Here is a 17,509-nt window from a genome sequence, read left to right on the forward strand (position 1 = left end):
GCCGTGCGAAGACCTTCATGAAGGCGGAGATCTACCTTCCCGATTGAGCGGCTTGCGAGGCAGAGAAGGCAAGGATCTGGGAGAATTTGTCGCCAGCCTCGGCGGGACAGCACCCCCCTCTGTCCTGCCGGACATCTCCCCCTCAAGGGGGGAGATTGGATGTCACGATTGCCTTCGCCACTTGTCAATGATTGAAGAAAAGCGGGGCAATGAACCTGCCAATCTCCCCCCTTGAGGGGGAGATGTCCGGCAGGACAGAGGGGGGTGCTGTCCCTCGGCCTCTCGTATCTTTGTCACCCTGCCTTTTCGGCTTTCGCAAAACTCGCGCGTTGAGTGATGCGCGCATACCAATCCCGAATATCGGCAAACTCGGCCAGCAGGGCTTGTCCCTCGGCGACCTTGACGAAATAGCCGATGATCGGTGCGGCGTGCAGGTCGGCCAGCGTCAGGTCCGTTCCCAACAGCCAAGGCCCTTCGGCTTTCAGCGAGGAGAGCGCCTGCAATGCCGTTCTTGCCTGCCGCAACCCGTTGGCGATCACGGCATCGTCGGGCGGCGTTTTTTCCAGCCGCTCGACAGCGACATCCCAGACCATGGTCCTGTAGGCGTAGGCGTCGAGCAGGCCGGTGATCTGGTTCAGGCGTGCTCGAGGCCGAGATTCGACCGGTTGCAGCGCCGGGCCGTCAAAGGCTTCGTCGACATAACGGGCAATCGCGCCGGTCTCGTAGAGGCGAAAGCCGTCCTGCTCGAAGGCCGGGATGCGGCCGAACGGCTGGTGCTCGAAATACCAGCCGGGAATGCCATCCGCGGCAAAGATGTCGACGGGCACGAGCTCGTAGCCGACGCCCTTTTCCTCCAGCACCAGCCGCACGATGCGCACATAGACGCTGTAGTCCGCGCCGTAGACGACGGGCTTGCCCATGCCGGTTGGGCTCAGGCCATCGCTTTCTGCAAATTCTCGTCGATCTTGTCGAGGAAGCCGGTGGTCGAAAGCCATGGCTGGTCGGGGCCGATCAGCAGCGACAGGTCCTTGGTCATGAAGCCGGACTCGACCGTCTGGATGCAGACCCTTTCCAGCGTCTCGGCAAAGCGCCTCAGTTCGGCATTGTCGTCGAGCTTGGCGCGGTGCGCGAGGCCGCGCGTCCAGGCAAAGATCGAGGCGATCGAATTGGTCGAGGTCTCCTCGCGCTTCTGGTGCTGGCGATAGTGGCGGGTGACGGTGCCGTGCGCGGCTTCCGCCTCGACGGTCTTGCCGTCCGGCGTCATCAGCACCGAGGTCATCAGGCCGAGCGAGCCGAAGCCTTGCGCCACCGTGTCGGACTGCACGTCGCCGTCATAATTCTTGCAGGCCCAGACATAGCCACCCGACCATTTCAGGCTCGAGGCCACCATGTCGTCGATCAGCCGGTGCTCGTACCAGAGTTTCTTCGCTTTGAATTCTGCTTCGAACTCCGCCTCGTAGACCTCCTGGAAGATGTCCTTGAAGCGTCCGTCATAGGCTTTGAGGATGGTGTTCTTGGTCGAGAGGTAGACGGGGTAATTGCGCAGCAGGCCGTAGTTCAGGGAGGCGCGGGCGAATTCGCGGATCGATTCGTCGAGATTGTACATGGCCATGGCGACGCCGGCGCCGGGTGCGTCGAAGACGTCGTGCTCGATCACCTGGCCGTCCTCGCCGACGAATTTGATCGTCAGCTTGCCCTTGCCGGGGAAGCGGAAGTCGGTGGCGCGGTACTGGTCGCCGAAGGCGTGGCGGCCGACGATGATCGGCTTGGTCCAGCCGGGCACCAGCCGCGGCACGTTCTTCATGATGATCGGCTCGCGAAAGATGGTGCCGCCGAGGATGTTGCGGATGGTGCCGTTCGGCGACTTCCACATCTTCTTCAGCTTGAATTCCTCGACGCGCTGCTCGTCGGGCGTGATCGTCGCGCATTTCACGCCGACGCCGTATTTCTTGATGGCGTTGGCCGAATCGATGGTCACCTGGTCGTTGGTGGCGTCGCGGTGCTCGATGCCGAGGTCGTAATATTCGAGCTTGAGGTCGAGATAAGGGTGGATCAGCTTGTCCTTGATGAACTGCCAGATGATGCGGGTCATCTCGTCGCCGTCGAGTTCGACGACCGGGTTCGCCACCTTGATCTTCGCCATGGAAAGAATGCCTCGCTTTTGGGGAACGGAACGGCCTTGCCCGCACGGCTGCCGGCCCTGGGATGCGGCCCGTATATCAAAGGCTTTTTGGCCGCGCAAACGGCGAACCGCGCCGTAGTGTCGGCATTCCTTGCGAAAGCTTCATTTTCGCCGCCAAATGTGGCAGGGGACTGCGAAATGCCGCAAACAGCAGTTCACTGACAACCATGGCCGCTACCCAGGATCCCGAAACCCCTCTTGCCTCCGGAACTCCAGCGTCCGGACCGGCGATCATCCTGGTCGAGCCGCAGCTCGGCGAGAATATCGGCATGGTTGCACGCGCCATGGCCAATTTCGGCCTTTCCGAGCTGCGGCTCGTCAATCCGCGCGACGGCTGGCCGAGCGAGAAGGCGCGTGCCGCCGCAAGCCGCGCCGACCACGTCATCGATGCCGTCAAGGTATTCGATGACCTGGCCTCGGCGGTTGCCGATTTGAACTTCGTCTTCGCCACCACGGCGCGCGCGCGCGACAATTTCAAGCCGGTGCGCGGTCCGGTCGAGGCGGGCAGGGCGCTGCGGGCGCGGCAGCGGGCCGGCCAGCGCACCGGCATCCTGTTCGGCCGCGAGCGCTTCGGCCTCTATAATGACGAGGTCGGCCTTGCCGACGAGATCGTCACCTTCCCCGTCGATCCAGCCTTCTCCTCGCTCAACATCGCCCAGGCGGCCCTGCTGATGTCCTATGAATGGATGAAGTCCGGCCTGGAAGACGAGACCAGGACCAACTTCTCCGGCCCCGAAATGCCGCCGGCTGCCAAGGAAGAATTGCACGGCCTGTTTGCGTATCTGGAAGGTGCACTGGAGGCGCGCGGCTATTTCCGCCCGGCAGCGAAGAAGCCGAAGATGGTCGACAATTTGCGTGCAGTGCTGACCCGCGCCGGCTTTGCCGAGCCGGAGCTTAAGGTGCTGCGCGGCATAATATCATCGCTGGACAGGTTCTCGCCGGCCATGCCGCGCGGCGACGGATCGCCCGGCGACGATCCAAGGCGGCTCCCGGCGGCCGCGGCACGCGCTGCGAGGGCGAAAGACAAAGACTAGCCTCGGAACTGCCCATACCTCACCAGTAACCGAATGTTATTTGGTGTGATCCATTGTCTGGAAAACGATGGATCCTTTCGATGTTCAATTCAAATATCGGGCGTCTTCGCTTTTTTTTCTATTCCGCGGCCTTGCTGGTTGCGGAAATCGTGACCTTTGTGCTGTGCGTCGTGCTGACCATCGGCATCGAGGGTTTGGCCAATTCAAAGCCCGGACCTTCCAGGGAAGGGCTGGCCGCAGCCGTTCTCGTCGCCTCGCTGGTGATCGTTCTGTTACGCGCGAATTTCGCCTGGCGTCGAAGCCGCGACGCGCAAGGGTCGGGTTGGATCCTTTGGTCGTATATCGTGTTCTCGACGCTGTTTGCGATCCTGCAGGCCGGCACTGTTCTTGTCGTAAAATTCGACGGCGAAGATTCGCATTCCGGCCTTAACCTGCTGGGATTAGCTCTTGTCGGGCTGTGGGCCGTCATCTTGGCGGCCAAGCCGGCGGGCGGTGGCTCTGCGGATATGGCGTCATCCCTGAGTTTCGACGATTTCGACCCGCCCGGGCCGCTGCGCGGCGCCGCCGCGCTCCATTCAGCGTCAGCCGCCGGCGCGACGGCCCTGGCTCCAGCCTACGCCATGCGCGCCGCACCGGTGCCGTCGAACCACCCTGCATCTCAACCTGCATCTCCGGCGAACGGCCGGCCGCGGCCCGGCAGCTTCGGCAAGCGCGGCCTTGTGTGACCGTCTCGCCGCATCAAGGCCATGATGGTTCCAGATAGAAGCGGCCGGGATAAACCATCATTGGCCGAAGCAGAAAGCATGGGCCGGGCCTTCCCTCGTGATCTCGTTTGTGATTCCCAGCCCTTAGTGACTCCCAGCCCTTAGTGACTCAATGACAATGACCGATCCATCGAGCGCCCGTCCGATCCTGATGTTCGATTCCGGCATTGGCGGCCTCACCGTGCTGCGTGAGGCGCGCGTGCTGATGCCTGACCGCCGCTTCGTCTATGTCGCCGACGACGCGGGGTTCCCCTTCGGCGGCTGGGAGGAGCCGGCGCTGAGAACACATATCCTGGAGTTGTTCGCCAGGCTGCTCGACCGGTTTTCGCCGGCCATTTCGGTCATCGCCTGCAACACCGCCTCGACACTGGTCATCGATGCCTTGCGCGAGAGGTTTCCCGGCCGCCCTTTCGTCGGCACCGTGCCGGCCATCAAGCCGGCGGCGGAACGCACGCGCTCAGGTCTGGTTTCGGTGCTGGCGACGCCCGGCACCGTCAAGCGCCAGTACACGCGCGATCTGATCAGCAAATGGGCGCAGAAATGCCATGTCCGCCTGGTCGCCAGCGACAGGCTGGCGGGATTGGCCGAAGCCTATATGCGCGACGGTTTTGTCGACGAGGACGCCGTGCGCGCAGAGATCGCGCCGTGCTTCGTCGAGCATGATGGGCTGCGCACCGACATCGTCGTGCTTGCCTGCACCCATTATCCGTTTTTGGCCAACCGCATGCGCAAGACAGCACCTTGGCCGGTCGACTGGCTCGACCCGGCCGAGGCGATCGCACGCCGCGCGCTGTCGCTGCTCGCCGATACCGAGGCCTGTTATCGCAGAGAGGCACTGCCCGAAGGCGCCGACCTTGCATTCTTCACCTCGAACAGCGCCGATTTTCCGACGCGCCGGCTGATGCAGGGTTTTGGCTTGGCGGTATCCTGACCGCAAGCAATTTTCGCTTTGGGAACATCACACCAGACAATGCGTTTTCCTCTCATCGGAAACGGGAGAAACCATCATGCCAGCCACCTCAAAAGCCCAGCAGAAAGCGGCCGGCGCGGCATTGTCAGCCAAGCGCGGCGAGACCAAGAAGGGCGCGCTCAAAGGCGCGTCGAAGGGAATGTATAAATCCATGAGCGAAAAACAGCTCGAGGAATTCGCCGAGACCAAGCGCAAGGGCCTGCCGGAAAAGAAGTCGAAACACTGATCGACTGGCCATTCTGACGGCGGATGCCGGTCAATAAAAGGCCCGCGGCTGAGCCGCGGGCCATGAAGTCTCAACGGGCGAGGACGAAAATTACCAGTTCCAGCCCCACCCGCAGCGCCGCACTTTGTAGCGGATGACCTTGCGATGACCGTGGCGCCACACCACCTTCTTCTTGACCACGATGCGGCAGACCTGGTGATGCCTGTGCCCATGCCAATGCCGGGCCTGCGCTGGCTCGGGCGCGACCGCCATCGTGCCGGCCATCACCGCGGCGCCTACCAACGTAAGGAAGAACTTCTTCATGCGAATTCCAGCTCCTCTGACTTCAGTCCCTTCCTGATGCCGCTGGCGCAACCTCCCGCCACATCCGGCACATTCTACAACCGTAACACTATCCGGTTCGGCGATTCGCGCCAGCCAGAAGCTTGACAGCGGTTAAATCTCCGTTTAACCAGCCCACCAACACCGGGCCGCAATGCCCGGTGGTTTTCTTTATGTGTGCAAGACGTTTGGGAAGCCGGTTTTACTTTCCTTATGTCTTGTTTGAAATGACGTGTCCCGTGGGTTTTCCGTCGCGTTGCGTGGAAAACCCTGTCAGGTCTCGAAAACGGAGGCCAGAGGAGGGCGCGTTTCCTTCACCCGGACCATGAGGTTCCGGGTGCATTGTTTTGAAAGGGAATGCGATGAGCAAGCGCGAATCCGCGAAGTACAAGATCGACCGCCGTCTTGGCGAAAACATCTGGGGCCGCCCGAAGTCCCCGGTCAACAAGCGTGAATACGGCCCCGGCCAGCATGGCCAGCGCCGCAAGGGCAAGCTTTCCGATTTCGGCCTGCAGCTGCGCGCCAAGCAGAAGCTGAAGGGCCACTATGGCGACGTTTCGGAAAAGCAGTTCCGCAAGGTCTATGAAGAGGCGGACCGCCGCAAGGGCGACACCTCGGAGAACCTGATCGGCCTGCTCGAATCGCGCCTCGACGCCGTCGTCTACCGCTCCAAATTCGTGCCGACCATCTTTGCGGCGCGCCAGTTCGTCAATCACGGCCACATCAACGTCAACGGCAAGCGCGTCAACATCGGCTCGTACCGCTGCAAGCCGGGCGATGTCATCGAAGTGCGCGAGAAGTCGAAGCAGCTGGTCATCGTGCTGGAATCGGTGGGCCTGGCCGAGCGCGACGTGCCCGATTATATCGAGGCCGATCACAACAAGATGACCGCGGCTTTCACGCGCATCCCCGGCCTGGCGGACGTTCCGTTTGCCGTGCAGATGGAACCGAACCTGGTCGTCGAATTCTATTCGCGCTGATCGGCGCGTTCGTCGCGATACAATCGAAGGCCGCCCGTCGAGGCGGCCTTTTCTTTTTCGTTCCTTTTCCGCGGTGTGATTCCGAAATCGATTTCGATTTTCGGTCCGATGCGGTACTGCGGGCGGCAACAGGATCTTGGGGCCGAAGCGCCATGAATATGCTGCCAGACGCCGAAACACTCGAACCGGTCGCCGACACCGAAGGCGGCTTTCATCCTCTGTTTGCCGATGTGCCGTCCTCCGTCGAGTTCAACAAGCTGCGCAAGCGGCTGTTGCGGCTTGCCCGGCAGGCGATCGACGATTTCTCCATGGTGAGGCCCGGCGACCGCTGGCTGGTCGCTCTGTCGGGCGGCAAGGATTCCTACGGCCTGCTTGCCGTGCTGCTCGATCTCAAATGGCGCGGGCTGCTGCCGGTCGAGCTGTTGGCCTGCAATCTCGACCAGGGCCAGCCGAACTTTCCCAAGCACATATTGCCCGATTATCTCGACAGCCATGCCATTCCGCATCGCATCGAATATCAGGACACCTATTCGGTGGTCACCGACAAGCTGGCCGAGGGCAGCACCTATTGCTCGTTGTGCTCGCGGCTGCGGCGCGGCCATCTCTATCGCATTGCCCGCGAGGAGGGCTGCTCGGCGCTGGTGCTCGGTCATCACCGCGAGGACATACTGGAAACCTTCTTCATGAACCTGTTCCATGGCGGACGCCTCGCCGCCATGCCGCCGAAGCTGCTCAACGACGAAGGCGATGTCATGGTGCTGCGGCCGCTCGCCTATTGTGCGGAAGCCGATCTCGAGAAATTCGCCGGCGCCATGAAGTTCCCGATTATTCCGTGCGATCTGTGCGGTAGCCAGGAAGGCCTGCAGCGCAACGCCATGAAGGCGATGCTCGACGACATCGAGAAGCGCATGCCCGGCCGCAAGGACACGATGCTCCGCGCCCTGACCAATGTGCGGCGTTCGCATCTGCTCGACAGGAAGCTGTTCGATTTCGCCGCCCTCAACGAAACCCTCACCACCAGGCGTCCCGATGACATTTGACGATAGCGCGATCGACTGGCTTGCCGACCTTCTGTCGGAAGCCGCCGTCGCCGAGATCATGCCACGCTTTCGCCGGTTGAGCGAGGGCGACGTCCGTCGCAAGACCTCGGCCGCCGATCTCGTCACCGAGGCCGACGTCAATGCCGAACGGCTCATCACCGCCAGGCTGCGCCAGCGTTATCCCCACGCAATGATCGTCGGCGAGGAGGCCTGCTCCGACGACCCGACGCTGCTCGACGGTCTCGGCGATGCCGAACTCGCCTTCGTCATCGACCCGGTCGACGGCACCTTCAACTTCGCCTCCGGCGTGCCGCTGTTCGGCGTCATGCTTGGCGTCGTGATCAAGGGCGAGACGGTCGCCGGCATCATTCACGATCCCGTCGGCAAGGATTGGCTGATCGGCGTTAGTGGCGCCGGCAGCCATATCCGCCATGCCCATGGCGATCTGGAAAAGGTCCATGTCGCCAAACCGGCGCCGATGTCGGAAATGACCGGTGCGGTCTCATGGCACTATGTGCCCGAGCCGGACCGCTCACGTTTGGCGCGCAACCAGACCAAGTCGCTATCGCAGTTCAATTATCGCTGCGCCGCCCATGAATACCGCCTGCTGGCCAGCGGCCACGGCCATTTCGTCGTCTACAACAAGCTGATGCCTTGGGACCACTTGGCCGGCGTGCTGATCCATGCGGAGGCCGGCGGCCATGCCGCGCGCTTCGACGGCAGCGCCTATCTGCCGTCGCATGTCGGGGGTGGCCTGCTGGTCGCACCGGACCGGGAGAGCTGGCGGGAGCTGCGCCGTGAGCTCTGGGCGGAATAGCTCTTCGCTGCCAAAGTTGTCCAATCTTGTGCGAAACCGGAGATCTCGAATGAAACCTCGGTCCGCAATTGTTGCAACGGCCTTTGCCCTTGCCTTGGTTGCCGGTGTCCATGAAGCAAGAGCTGGGGAACGCGCATGTCGCAGTCCCGACTCCGTCGACACCATAGACGAGATGTCCTCCGCGATCTTCGCCTGTTGGAAGCCGCCGCGCGGAAGCGCGGGCATGACCCTGACGCTGCAGTTCTCAATTCGCCGAAACGGCACGCTTATCGGCAAGCCGCGCGCCACCTACTCACATCTAGGGGACGATGGTCCGCTCAACCGGGCCTTCGTGGCTTCCGTCCTCGAGGCGCTCGACAAGGCTCTTCCACTGCCCGTTTCGGACAGTATGGGTGGAGCAATCGCAGGACGTACGCTGTTCCCTCGCTTCACCGCGGTCAGTGAGGGTGCATCCTAGGCGCACGCGCAATGGGCATTAAACCGGCGGGTTATGCGGCTGGAACAGTCTGCCGCGCTCGGCCAGCAGGATCATCAGCAGCGCCGCCACCGACACGTGCAGAACCCGGCGGCCAGCGGCGTCACCGTGCCGTTGAAGGCTTGGCCGATCAGCGTGCCGAGAATGCCGCCAAGAAATGTCTGCATGAACCCAAGGATCGACGACGCAGTGCCGGCCAGGTGCCCCAGCGGCTCCATAGCGAGCGCGTTGAAGTTCGCGCCGAGCGCGCCGAACGGGACCATGGCGCAGGCAAAGAAGGTAATGAAGAGCCAGAGCGGCATCTTTATTTCGATGGAAACGACCAGCCAGGCAAGGCTGATGGCCAGAAACAGCAGCAGCGCGCTTTGCGACAGACGGCGCATGCCGATGCGGCCGACGAGGCGCGAGTTGAGGTAGTTCGAAAAAGCAAGTACGCCGGCAACCCCCGCGAAGATGACGGGGAACATCTCGCCGACATTGAACACGCTGACATAGATCTGCTGGGCCGAGGCGATGAAGCCGAACATGGCGCCGAAGATGAAGGTGCTGGCGAAGGCGTAGCAGAGCGCGATGCGGTTGGTGAGAACGATGCGGAAGCCGCCGATGATGGAGGACAACGTCAGCGGCCGGCGATATTCGGGGTGTAGTGTCTCGGGCAGGCGCAGCAGCGACCAGGCGGACACGATCAGCGCGCCGGCTGCCATGGTGACGAAGATCACATGCCAGGTCGCAAACAGCATGATGAACTGGCCGATACCGGGCGCCACCACCGGAATGGCCATGAACACCATGAAGATCAAGGACATGACTTCGGCCATGCGCCTTCCGTCGAACGTATCGCGCACGATCGAGACGGCAATGACGCGCGTCGCCGCCGCACCGATGCCTTGCACGGCCCGGCATAGCAGAAGCGTGGTGAATGACGGGGCGATTGCCGCAGCGCCGGCCGCCAGGACGTAGATCACCAGCCCTGCGACAAGCGGCGCGCGGCGCCCGAAGCGGTCCGAGATCGGCCCGAAGAACAGCTGTCCGCCGCCAAAGCCAAGGATATAGGCGGTGACAACATATTGCCGGTGGTTTTCATTTTCGATGCCAAGCGAAGCGCCGATCTGCTGCAGCGCCGGCAAAATAATGTCGATGGCCAGCGAATTGAGCGCCATCAGCGCCGCGCACAGCGCAATGAATTCCCAGCGCGGAATAGGCAAGGTGCTTGCCTTTTGCTGCGCTTGTGCTTGCTGATCCACGGCCAGTCCGATCCTCAAACGAAAATGCGCCGGCTGGCCGACGCATCCATTCGTTGATTGCCCCTGGGGGCTGCCCCGGCGCTTAGCGCATGACCCCCGAAAATCGCAGGCGGAAGGTCATACGCAGAAACAGAAGTCAGGCGGCGCCTTTGACGCTGACGCCCTTTTCGACGAGGAAGGTCTGCAATTCGCCCGCCTGGAACATCTCGCGGATGATGTCGCAGCCGCCGACGAACTCGCCCTTGACGTAGAGCTGCGGGATGGTCGGCCAGTTTGAATAGTCCTTGATGCCTTGCCGCAGTTCGGCCGACGTCAGCACGTCGACGCCCTTATAGTCGGCGCCGATATAGTCGAGGATCTGCACGACCTGGCCGGAAAATCCGCATTGCGGGAAGCCGGGCGTGCCCTTCATGAAGAGAACGACGTCGTTGCCCTTCACTTCATTGTCGATGTAGTCGTTGATGCCGCTCATGGAATACCCTTTCATGCCTGTGGGAGTCAGGCTCGAACATTACCCTTCAAATAAACCCATGGGTTGCGCGAAACAAGATGTTTGCCGCCTTGCCACGCAAATGGCGCAAAGGAACGTCTGATCTTGGGCCAAGAGCGTTGGCCACCATCTTTCCCGAGGCGCGATGAAAAGACGATATCTCGCCGGGTTCCTCCTCGCCGTTCTGTTCGCCGCACTGTCCTTGATCTGGTGGGCCAGGTCGCCGAGACAGCCATCTCTCGTCGTCGGCGGTGAATTACCGGCGCCGTGCCGCGATACGAGCTTCGAGGCGGTCGCCTATGTCGTCTGCGAAATCGATCTGCGCCGCTATGACGTCGGTGTGTTCCACACAGGCCTCGACGGCAAGGCTTTCGGTTCACTGGACAAATTCGACAAGGCGATGGCGGATCAGGGCCGGACGGTGCTGCTCGCCATGAACGCCGGCATGTATCACCAAGACCTGACCCCAGTCGGCCTTCTCGTCGAAGACGGCCGGGAGAAGGCGCCGATCAACGTCGCCGACAGCGGAGGCAATTTCTTCCTGAAACCGAATGGCGTATTCCTGGTCCGCAAGGACGGCAAGGCGGCGGTCATGGAGACAAGCGCCTATGCTGCGACCAGACTGGACGTGATGTTTGCCACGCAATCCGGCCCGATGCTGGTGATAGACGGCCGGCTTCATCCCCGCTTCGAGCAGAACGGCACATCACGCTATATCCGCAATGGCGTCGGCGTGCGTGACGAAAATACGGTCGTGCTGGCGATCTCACGCTCTGAAGTCAGCCTCGGCAGCTTCGCACGGCTATTCCGGGATGCGCTCGATTGTCCCAACGCGCTTTTCTTCGACGGGGTCGTTTCGGCGCTGTCGAACGGCGAGCGGATGATTGTGGGTGGAAAGTATCCGGCGGGGCCGATCATTGCCGTGACCGGTAAGAAGCTTGCGAGCCGGTAACTGCAAGAGAGCTCAGTCCGGCACGCTGGTCTGCAGGGCAAGCGCGTGCAGTACGCCGCCCATGTTGCCCTTCAGCGCGTCATAGACCATCTGGTGCTGCTGGACGCGGCTTTTGCCGCGAAAGCTTTCGGCCACAACCTCAGCCGCATAATGGTCGCCGTCGCCGGCCAGGTCGCGAATCGTCACCTTGGCGTCCGGAATGCCTTCCTTGATCAGCCGTTCGATGTCGTGGGCGTCCATTGCCATGTGAGGATTCCTTGTTCAGGTCGTGATCTCATAGATATGGTCGAAATGGCGGATGAACCACAGGGAAAGGGGCCCACTCGATCACATCACGGGTCCACGACCTCATTTGCCATGAAGCGAGGGAACCAGGATTCGTGGGCGGCGGTCAATTCGCTGACCGGTATCGCACGCGCCTCGCCCAGCTTCAGTTCGCTGCCGCCGGTCGAGCCGATCCACGGCGCAAAAACGCCGAGCTTGTTTTGCTGTTCGCGAATGGCGTCCCATTGCTCGCTCTGCGGGTCGATCGACAGCGTCAGCAGATAACGGCCCTGGTCCTCGCCGAACCAGACCGGGATCGGATCTGCACCGATCAGGCCGGGAATGGTCGCGCCGATGCCGAAGGCCATCGCCATCTCGGCCAGCGCCACCGCGATGCCGCCATCGGAAACGTCATGCGCCGCGGTAACAACACCGGAGGCGATCAGTGCCCGCACATGGTCGCCGACCCGCTTCTCGTGGCCGAGATCGACCGGCGGCGGCGGGCCGTCGGCGCGGCCAAAGATGTCGCGCATATAGACCGACTGGCCAAGATGCGAGCCCCATATCGTCGGGGCGCCGACCAGCACGATCATCTGGTCTTCGGCGGCAAAGCCGATGCGCACCATTTTCGACCAGTCGGCAATCAGACCGACGCCGCCGATGGTTGGTGTCGGCAGGATGCCCTGTCCGTTGGTCTCATTATAGAGGGAGACGTTGCCGGAGACGATCGGAAAGCCAAGCGCCCGGCAGGCATCGCCGATGCCTTTCACAGCACCAACCAGCTGGCCCATGATCTCGGGCCGTTCCGGATTGCCGAAATTGAGATTGTCGGTGGCCGCGAGCGGCAGAGCGCCGGTGGCGGTAAGATTGCGCCAGCATTCGGCAACCGCCTGCTTGCCGCCCTCGTAAGGGTCGGCCTCGCAATAGCGCGGCGTCACGTCGGAGGAGAAGGCGAGCGCCTTGGTCGGATGACCGTCGACGCGCACGACACCGGCGTCGCCGCCGGGAAGCTGCAGGGAATTGCCCTGGATCAGCGTGTCGTACTGCTCCCACACCCAGCGGCGCGAGGAAAGGTCCGGTCCGCCCAGCAGCTTGAGCAGTGCGTCGGCCACATCGGTTCGCGGTGCATCGCCGGCCAGCGGCGCCGGCTTCTTCGGCTCGACCCAGGGACGGTCATATTCCGGCGCCTGGTCGCCGAGATCCTTGATCGGCAGATTGGCAACCTCGTCGCCCTGATGCAGCACGCGAAAGCGCAGATCGTCGGTGGTCTTGCCGACGATGGCAAAGTCGAGGCCCCATTTGTGGAAGATCGCCTCGGCCTGTTTTTCCTTTTCGGGGCGCAGCACCATCAGCATGCGCTCCTGGCTCTCCGACAGCATCATCTCATAGGCGCTCATGCGCTCTTCGCGCACCGGCACCTTGTCGAGGTCGAGCTCGATGCCGAGGTCGCCCTTGGCGCCCATCTCGACCGCCGAGCAGGTGAGGCCAGCGGCACCCATGTCCTGGATGGCGATAACGGCGCCGGACGCCATCAGTTCGAGGCAGGCTTCGAGCAGGCATTTTTCGGTGAAGGGATCGCCAACCTGGACCGTGGGCCGCTTCTCGTCGATCTTGTCGTCGAACTCTGCCGAGGCCATGGTGGCGCCGCCGACGCCGTCGCGCCCGGTCTTGGCGCCGAGATAGACGACCGGCAGGCCGACGCCCTTGGCCTCGGACAGAAAGATTGCGTCCGTCTTCGCGAGGCCCGCGGCAAACGCATTGACCAGGATATTGCCGTTGTAGCGGGCGTCGAAATTGACCTCGCCGCCGACCGTCGGCACGCCGAAGGAATTGCCGTAGCCGCCGACGCCGGAAACGACGCCGGCAACCAGATGCCTGGTTTTGGGGTGGTCCGGCGCGCCGAAGCGCAGCGCGTTCATCGCCGCGATCGGTCGCGCGCCCATGGTGAAGACATCGCGCAGGATGCCGCCGACGCCGGTCGCGGCACCTTGATAGGGCTCGATGTAGGAGGGGTGGTTGTGGCTCTCCATCTTGAAGACGACGCAGTCGCCGTCGCCGATATCGACCACGCCGGCATTCTCGCCCGGGCCCTGGATGACTTGCGGCCCGGTGGTCGGCAGCGTGCGCAGCCACTTCTTCGAGGATTTGTAGGAACAATGCTCGTTCCACATCGCCGAAAAAATACCAAGTTCGGTAAAGCTCGGTTCGCGCCCGACCAGGTCGAGGATGCGCTGGTACTCGTCGGGCTTCAGCCCGTGCGCGGCAATGAGTTCAGGAGTGATCGGCACGGAATTGGAAATGGTCATGATCGGCAATTGTGTCCTTGGGATCGAGTCCCGTCTTATCGCAAGCGTTGCAGCCGATACACCCCGTTGGATGACTAAAACGATGGAAAGCAACAGCTGACCGCAAGTAGCGAAAGATCGCCACTCGACCCGCCGGTTTCAAGCCGGTTCAAGAAAAGCTGTCGTAGCCGGCGCGGCCTTCGTCCAGAAGCCGCCGGATTACCGCGACCCCGTGCGCGATATCGTCCCGCTGTCGCGGTTGCGAGATGCCAAACCGCACGCCGTGAAAGGCCTGTTCGGAACGCCCTGCCTTGAACTCGTCCTCGTCGTCGATGAGCACGCCATGTTCGAGGCAGGCCTGCTTGAAAGTGCCGGAAAGCCATGGGTCCGGCAAAGTGAGCCAGACGAACGGCACGTTATCCAGCGCCTTGAAATCGAAGCCGTCGAGTGTCTCGCGCACGATCGCGATGCGCGCACCGATCTCGGCAATGCTGCGCTTGCGCACCTCAGCGGCCTGACCGGACAGCACCAGCCGGCTGCCCACCTCCGCCAGCAGAAAGGGCAGGCCGCCCGTCATCATCTTGTGGGCAACCCGGATGCGGTGACGATAGGCCGGCGGGCAAGCGAGCCAGCCGCCGCGAACACCCGCCGCAACCGATTTCGACAGGCCGCCGGCAACGATGGTCCGTTCGGGAGCATATTCGGCCATTAAAGGCGTTGGGTCATCGGTCAGTCCGCCATAGAGATCGTCCTCGATCAGGACGACGTTATATTGACGGGCGACATGCGCGATTGCCTCGCGGCGCGATGCCGACAGCGTTGTCAGCGTCGGGTTCTTGGCCGTCGGCATCAAAAACATCATCTTCGGGTGCTTTTGTGCGCAGACGCGCTCGAAATCCTGGGGATCGATGCCCTCGTCGTCAGTCGCCACCAGTGCGGTCCGGCGACCGATCAGGCCGGCACTGCGCGAGATCTGCGAATAGGTGAGGTGCTCGAAGACGACATAGTCGCCGGGGGCGGTGAGCCCCGCAATGGTTGCCATCACTGCGGCGTGGGTGCCGAGCGTGGGAACGATTGCATCCGCCGCCGGGCGATAGGAATTTCGCGACAGCCAGCGCCTGCCCGCTTCGAACCAGCGGTCCGGGAAATCACGAGTATAGCTTGAAATCTCATGCGGATGGTCTTGCGCCGTGCGTGTCAACACGTCAGCGACGATGGCACCCTGGCCGACATCCGGTGCGGCCGTGCTATCGAAGCGCAGTTTGTCGCCGGGCGCATCCATATAGCGCGTGCCTTGTTCGACCGGCCCCAGGAAATCCGGCTTTGCGCTCTCCGACTGTTGAGCGATAACATAGGTTCCGCGGCCGACCTCGCCGCTGACCAATCCCCGCTCGCGCAGCAATTGATAGGCCCTGCCGACCGTGCCGACAGTCGTGCCGATGTCGTATGCCAGATCGCGCTGCGGCGGCAGCTTTGCCCCTGCACCGATCAGGCCGCGGTCGATGTCCGTCTCGATGGAATCAGCAAGCCGCTGATAGAGCGGGCCGGTGCCGGCGGTAAGGTCTGGAAGCCAAGTTGTCATGGTGACAATTTTCTACATTGCACCGAAATGAGAGTCAATACATATGAAACGGGCAATACAAAAGGGCACAATTGCAATCTTGGCAGAAAGAAAATGGGTACAATCGAGACAATCCGCTACGCCGCAGTTGAATTGCAGGTGCAGGTGGCGCGCCCGCCGGGCAGGCCAACCTATGTCAGTCGGCTGGTGCGTACGCTCAGATCCTTCGCGAGGTGGATTGACGGGTTAATGGATCGCCGGCGCAGCCGGCTGGTCCTGCTCGAGATGACCGACGCCCAGCTCAAGGACATCGGCATTTCGCGCTGCGATGCCCATCGTGAAGGTCTGAGGCCGTTCTGGGACTGAGAGCAGCCGGATGCTCCGTCTCGAACGTCGCGTGGCATATCGGGGGGTAGACGAGAGCGTAAATATCGACATCGGAACCAACGCGATTTTCTACATCACTGAGATACCATCCTCCTTCGTGCCCTCACAGCAATCGCTCGCGACGTCTCCAGTGAATAGGGGTATTGCTGAAAACAGCTAATTCCCTTATCTTCGCGATGACGAAGGAGATGACCGTGGCAAGTTTCACCCTCACAGATCTCGGCAACAAATCCGGCGAGGTTGTTGAGGCCGCGTTCCGCGGCCCTGTTGACATCACCAAGCGCGGCAAGCGCAAGTTCGTTCTCCTGACGGCAGAGCAGTTCGACCGCATCACCAGTCGCAGCGCGCAACGGGCACACCGCGTCGAGGATCTGTCGGCCGAGGAACGCGACAGGCTTCTAACCGGCCTCGACGCAGTCGCGCGAGATGATGTTCGGGATGACTGAACCCGGCCACGGACAGATCATTCTCTATTCCTATTTGTGGGCAAGGGAATATGACCGGGGCGAGGAAAGCGGACGCAAGGCGCGGCCGACTTGCGTTATGCTGATCGTTGCCGGCAAGAATGGCCGCAAGCAGGCCCTGCTCTTTCCAATCACGAGCCAGCCGCCACGACCTGCGCGCACTATGTTGAGATTCCTGAGACCGAGGCCCGCCGCGCCACCCTCTTTACCCCAGCCTGGGTTATCGTCGACGAATTCAACACCGATGATCTCGCGACGAGCTGGGCGCTCGAAGATGCCAAGCCGCTCGGCCAATTCACGCGCAAGTTCATGTCACGGATCGCTGGCGAAGCTGCTGCGGCGATCCGTGCAGGCGCCGCGCGAACCGTGCCAAGACGCTAAAGGCTGCCGCGGCGGGAGAGCATCATCGCGGATGAACGCCCGCCGCCCTGATCCGCGTGACACCGTGGTCCACAAGCACCGCCACGATGCACAGCATCAGAAAGAGCCCGGTGATGGCCAGAGCCGAGACGGCGACGCTGGTCGCGCCGTTGTTGGCGAGATCGAGGAACGGGTAGGGCACTTCACCGGCAATCGGCGCCCGCAGCAGCGCGTAGGCCAGATAGGCGATCGGATAGATCATCCACCAGGAGATGTCGCGCCACCGCGTCGAGCCGTCGGCGCCTGCCACAAGCCACCACAGCACGAACAACACCGGCGTCACATAGTGCAGGAGCACATCGCAGAGCAGAAACAGCCCTTGCGGCTGCCAAAGCTGCGCCAGGACCGTTGCATAAACGATGAGGACCAGCGTTATGGCGACAGCTACGCCCGCCCGCATCCGTGGCGCGGAAAAGGCCGGAAACCAGGCATAACCCGTCGACGACAGCAACGAGGCATGGACGAGCACCGCGCCGATGTTGGTCAGGATGGTGAAGAAGCTGAAATAGAAGACCAGCGAGCCGGCAAAGCCGCGGCCGGCTTCCATTGATGCCGGGACGGTGATGCAGAGCTGCAGGACGAGCCCGGCCAGGCCGACGACCAGACCGGTGATCTGCAGCACGCGACCCATTG

The 17,509-nt window shown here is 62.3% G+C and carries 20 protein-coding genes and 1 pseudogene; 12 read left to right on the forward strand and 9 right to left on the reverse strand.

Going from position 1 to position 17,509, the window contains the following annotated elements:
• Positions 1-293 precede the first annotated feature (293 nt).
• Positions 294-920, reverse strand: a complete 627-nt coding sequence (locus tag NKI54_RS30725) for a glutathione S-transferase family protein (RefSeq protein ID WP_352693418.1) — start codon at positions 918-920, stop codon at positions 294-296.
• 11 nt (positions 921-931) lie between these two features.
• Complete coding sequence (locus tag NKI54_RS30730; protein WP_352637806.1) at positions 932-2,143, reverse strand: NADP-dependent isocitrate dehydrogenase; 1,212 nt, start codon at positions 2,141-2,143, stop codon at positions 932-934.
• Between the two features lie 206 nt (positions 2,144-2,349).
• Here NKI54_RS30730 and NKI54_RS30735 point away from each other — a divergent pair, with 206 nt between their 5' ends.
• The 4 genes from NKI54_RS30735 to NKI54_RS30750 all read left to right on the forward strand — a co-directional run bounded on the left by NKI54_RS30735 (position 2,350) and on the right by NKI54_RS30750 (position 5,176).
• Positions 2,350-3,216 (forward strand): RNA methyltransferase, encoded by an 867-nt coding sequence (locus NKI54_RS30735; RefSeq protein ID WP_352637808.1) that lies wholly within the window; start codon positions 2,350-2,352, stop codon positions 3,214-3,216.
• An 80-nt stretch (positions 3,217-3,296) separates the two neighbouring features.
• Positions 3,297-3,941, forward strand: a complete 645-nt coding sequence (locus NKI54_RS30740; protein WP_352637810.1) for a DUF805 domain-containing protein — start codon at positions 3,297-3,299, stop codon at positions 3,939-3,941.
• Positions 3,942-4,098: 157 nt separating this feature from the next.
• A complete protein-coding gene (gene murI, locus NKI54_RS30745) occupies positions 4,099-4,911 on the forward strand; it encodes a glutamate racemase (RefSeq protein WP_352637812.1) in 813 nt (270 codons plus the stop codon).
• Positions 4,912-4,987: 76 nt separating this feature from the next.
• Positions 4,988-5,176, forward strand: a complete 189-nt coding sequence (locus NKI54_RS30750; RefSeq protein ID WP_023674705.1) for a DUF3008 family protein — start codon at positions 4,988-4,990, stop codon at positions 5,174-5,176.
• Between the two features lie 90 nt (positions 5,177-5,266).
• Here NKI54_RS30750 and NKI54_RS30755 read toward each other — a convergent pair whose 3' ends face one another.
• Positions 5,267-5,479, reverse strand: a complete 213-nt coding sequence (locus NKI54_RS30755) for a hypothetical protein (RefSeq protein WP_023674706.1) — start codon at positions 5,477-5,479, stop codon at positions 5,267-5,269.
• Between the two features lie 380 nt (positions 5,480-5,859).
• Here NKI54_RS30755 and rpsD point away from each other — a divergent pair, with 380 nt between their 5' ends.
• From rpsD to NKI54_RS36595, 4 genes are all read left to right on the forward strand, one after another.
• On the forward strand, positions 5,860-6,477 hold the full coding sequence (rpsD, locus tag NKI54_RS30760; RefSeq protein WP_352637814.1) for a 30S ribosomal protein S4: 618 nt from the start codon (positions 5,860-5,862) through the stop codon (positions 6,475-6,477).
• 152 nt (positions 6,478-6,629) lie between these two features.
• On the forward strand, positions 6,630-7,517 hold the full coding sequence (ttcA, locus tag NKI54_RS30765; protein WP_352693422.1) for a tRNA 2-thiocytidine(32) synthetase TtcA: 888 nt from the start codon (positions 6,630-6,632) through the stop codon (positions 7,515-7,517).
• Complete coding sequence (locus NKI54_RS30770; RefSeq protein ID WP_352576004.1) at positions 7,507-8,334, forward strand: inositol monophosphatase family protein; 828 nt, start codon at positions 7,507-7,509, stop codon at positions 8,332-8,334. The genes ttcA and NKI54_RS30770 overlap by 11 nt, the downstream gene beginning before the upstream one ends.
• A 49-nt stretch (positions 8,335-8,383) precedes the next feature.
• Positions 8,384-8,791 carry a UCP034077 family protein gene (locus tag NKI54_RS36595; RefSeq protein ID WP_502898282.1) on the forward strand — a complete coding sequence of 136 codons (408 nt, stop codon included), beginning with the start codon at positions 8,384-8,386 and terminating at the stop codon, positions 8,789-8,791.
• An 18-nt stretch (positions 8,792-8,809) separates the two neighbouring features.
• Here the strand turns inward: NKI54_RS36595 and NKI54_RS30780 are convergent.
• Both NKI54_RS30780 and grxD read right to left on the reverse strand, forming a co-directional pair.
• A pseudogene (locus NKI54_RS30780) lies at positions 8,810-10,008 on the reverse strand (multidrug effflux MFS transporter).
• Positions 10,009-10,189: 181 nt separating this feature from the next.
• Entirely contained in the window at positions 10,190-10,525 is a 336-nt protein-coding gene (grxD, locus tag NKI54_RS30785) for a Grx4 family monothiol glutaredoxin (protein WP_023674712.1), read from the reverse strand.
• 163 nt (positions 10,526-10,688) lie between these two features.
• Between grxD and NKI54_RS30790 the strand changes: the two genes are divergently transcribed.
• Complete coding sequence (locus NKI54_RS30790; protein WP_352623646.1) at positions 10,689-11,495, forward strand: phosphodiester glycosidase family protein; 807 nt, start codon at positions 10,689-10,691, stop codon at positions 11,493-11,495.
• A 12-nt stretch (positions 11,496-11,507) separates the two neighbouring features.
• Here NKI54_RS30790 and NKI54_RS30795 read toward each other — a convergent pair whose 3' ends face one another.
• The 3 genes from NKI54_RS30795 to NKI54_RS30805 form a co-directional block, all read right to left on the reverse strand.
• A complete protein-coding gene (locus NKI54_RS30795; RefSeq protein WP_023674714.1) occupies positions 11,508-11,741 on the reverse strand; it encodes a BolA/IbaG family iron-sulfur metabolism protein in 234 nt (77 codons plus the stop codon).
• An 86-nt stretch (positions 11,742-11,827) separates the two neighbouring features.
• Positions 11,828-14,065: a phosphoribosylformylglycinamidine synthase subunit PurL gene (gene purL, locus NKI54_RS30800; protein ID WP_352637819.1), complete on the reverse strand. Its 2,238-nt coding sequence runs from the start codon at positions 14,063-14,065 to the stop codon at positions 11,828-11,830.
• 148 nt (positions 14,066-14,213) lie between these two features.
• Complete coding sequence (locus NKI54_RS30805; protein WP_352637821.1) at positions 14,214-15,626, reverse strand: aminotransferase-like domain-containing protein; 1,413 nt, start codon at positions 15,624-15,626, stop codon at positions 14,214-14,216.
• A 93-nt stretch (positions 15,627-15,719) separates the two neighbouring features.
• On the opposite strand from NKI54_RS30805, the gene NKI54_RS30810 reads away from it, so the two are divergent.
• From NKI54_RS30810 to NKI54_RS30820, 3 genes are all read left to right on the forward strand, one after another.
• Complete coding sequence (locus tag NKI54_RS30810; RefSeq protein WP_352637823.1) at positions 15,720-15,971, forward strand: DUF1127 domain-containing protein; 252 nt, start codon at positions 15,720-15,722, stop codon at positions 15,969-15,971.
• A 209-nt stretch (positions 15,972-16,180) separates the two neighbouring features.
• Positions 16,181-16,438 carry a type II toxin-antitoxin system prevent-host-death family antitoxin gene (locus tag NKI54_RS30815; protein WP_245274625.1) on the forward strand — a complete coding sequence of 86 codons (258 nt, stop codon included), beginning with the start codon at positions 16,181-16,183 and terminating at the stop codon, positions 16,436-16,438.
• 90 nt (positions 16,439-16,528) lie between these two features.
• On the forward strand, positions 16,529-16,837 hold the full coding sequence (locus tag NKI54_RS30820; RefSeq protein WP_352637827.1) for a hypothetical protein: 309 nt from the start codon (positions 16,529-16,531) through the stop codon (positions 16,835-16,837).
• Positions 16,838-16,859: 22 nt separating this feature from the next.
• Here the strand turns inward: NKI54_RS30820 and NKI54_RS30825 are convergent, their stop codons facing one another.
• Positions 16,860-17,507, reverse strand: a complete 648-nt coding sequence (locus NKI54_RS30825; RefSeq protein WP_352637829.1) for a Pr6Pr family membrane protein — start codon at positions 17,505-17,507, stop codon at positions 16,860-16,862.
• Positions 17,508-17,509 lie beyond the last annotated feature (2 nt).

The organism is Mesorhizobium sp. M0663 (assembly GCF_040320585.1).
In the GTDB taxonomy this organism is placed as follows: domain Bacteria; phylum Pseudomonadota; class Alphaproteobacteria; order Rhizobiales; family Rhizobiaceae; genus Mesorhizobium.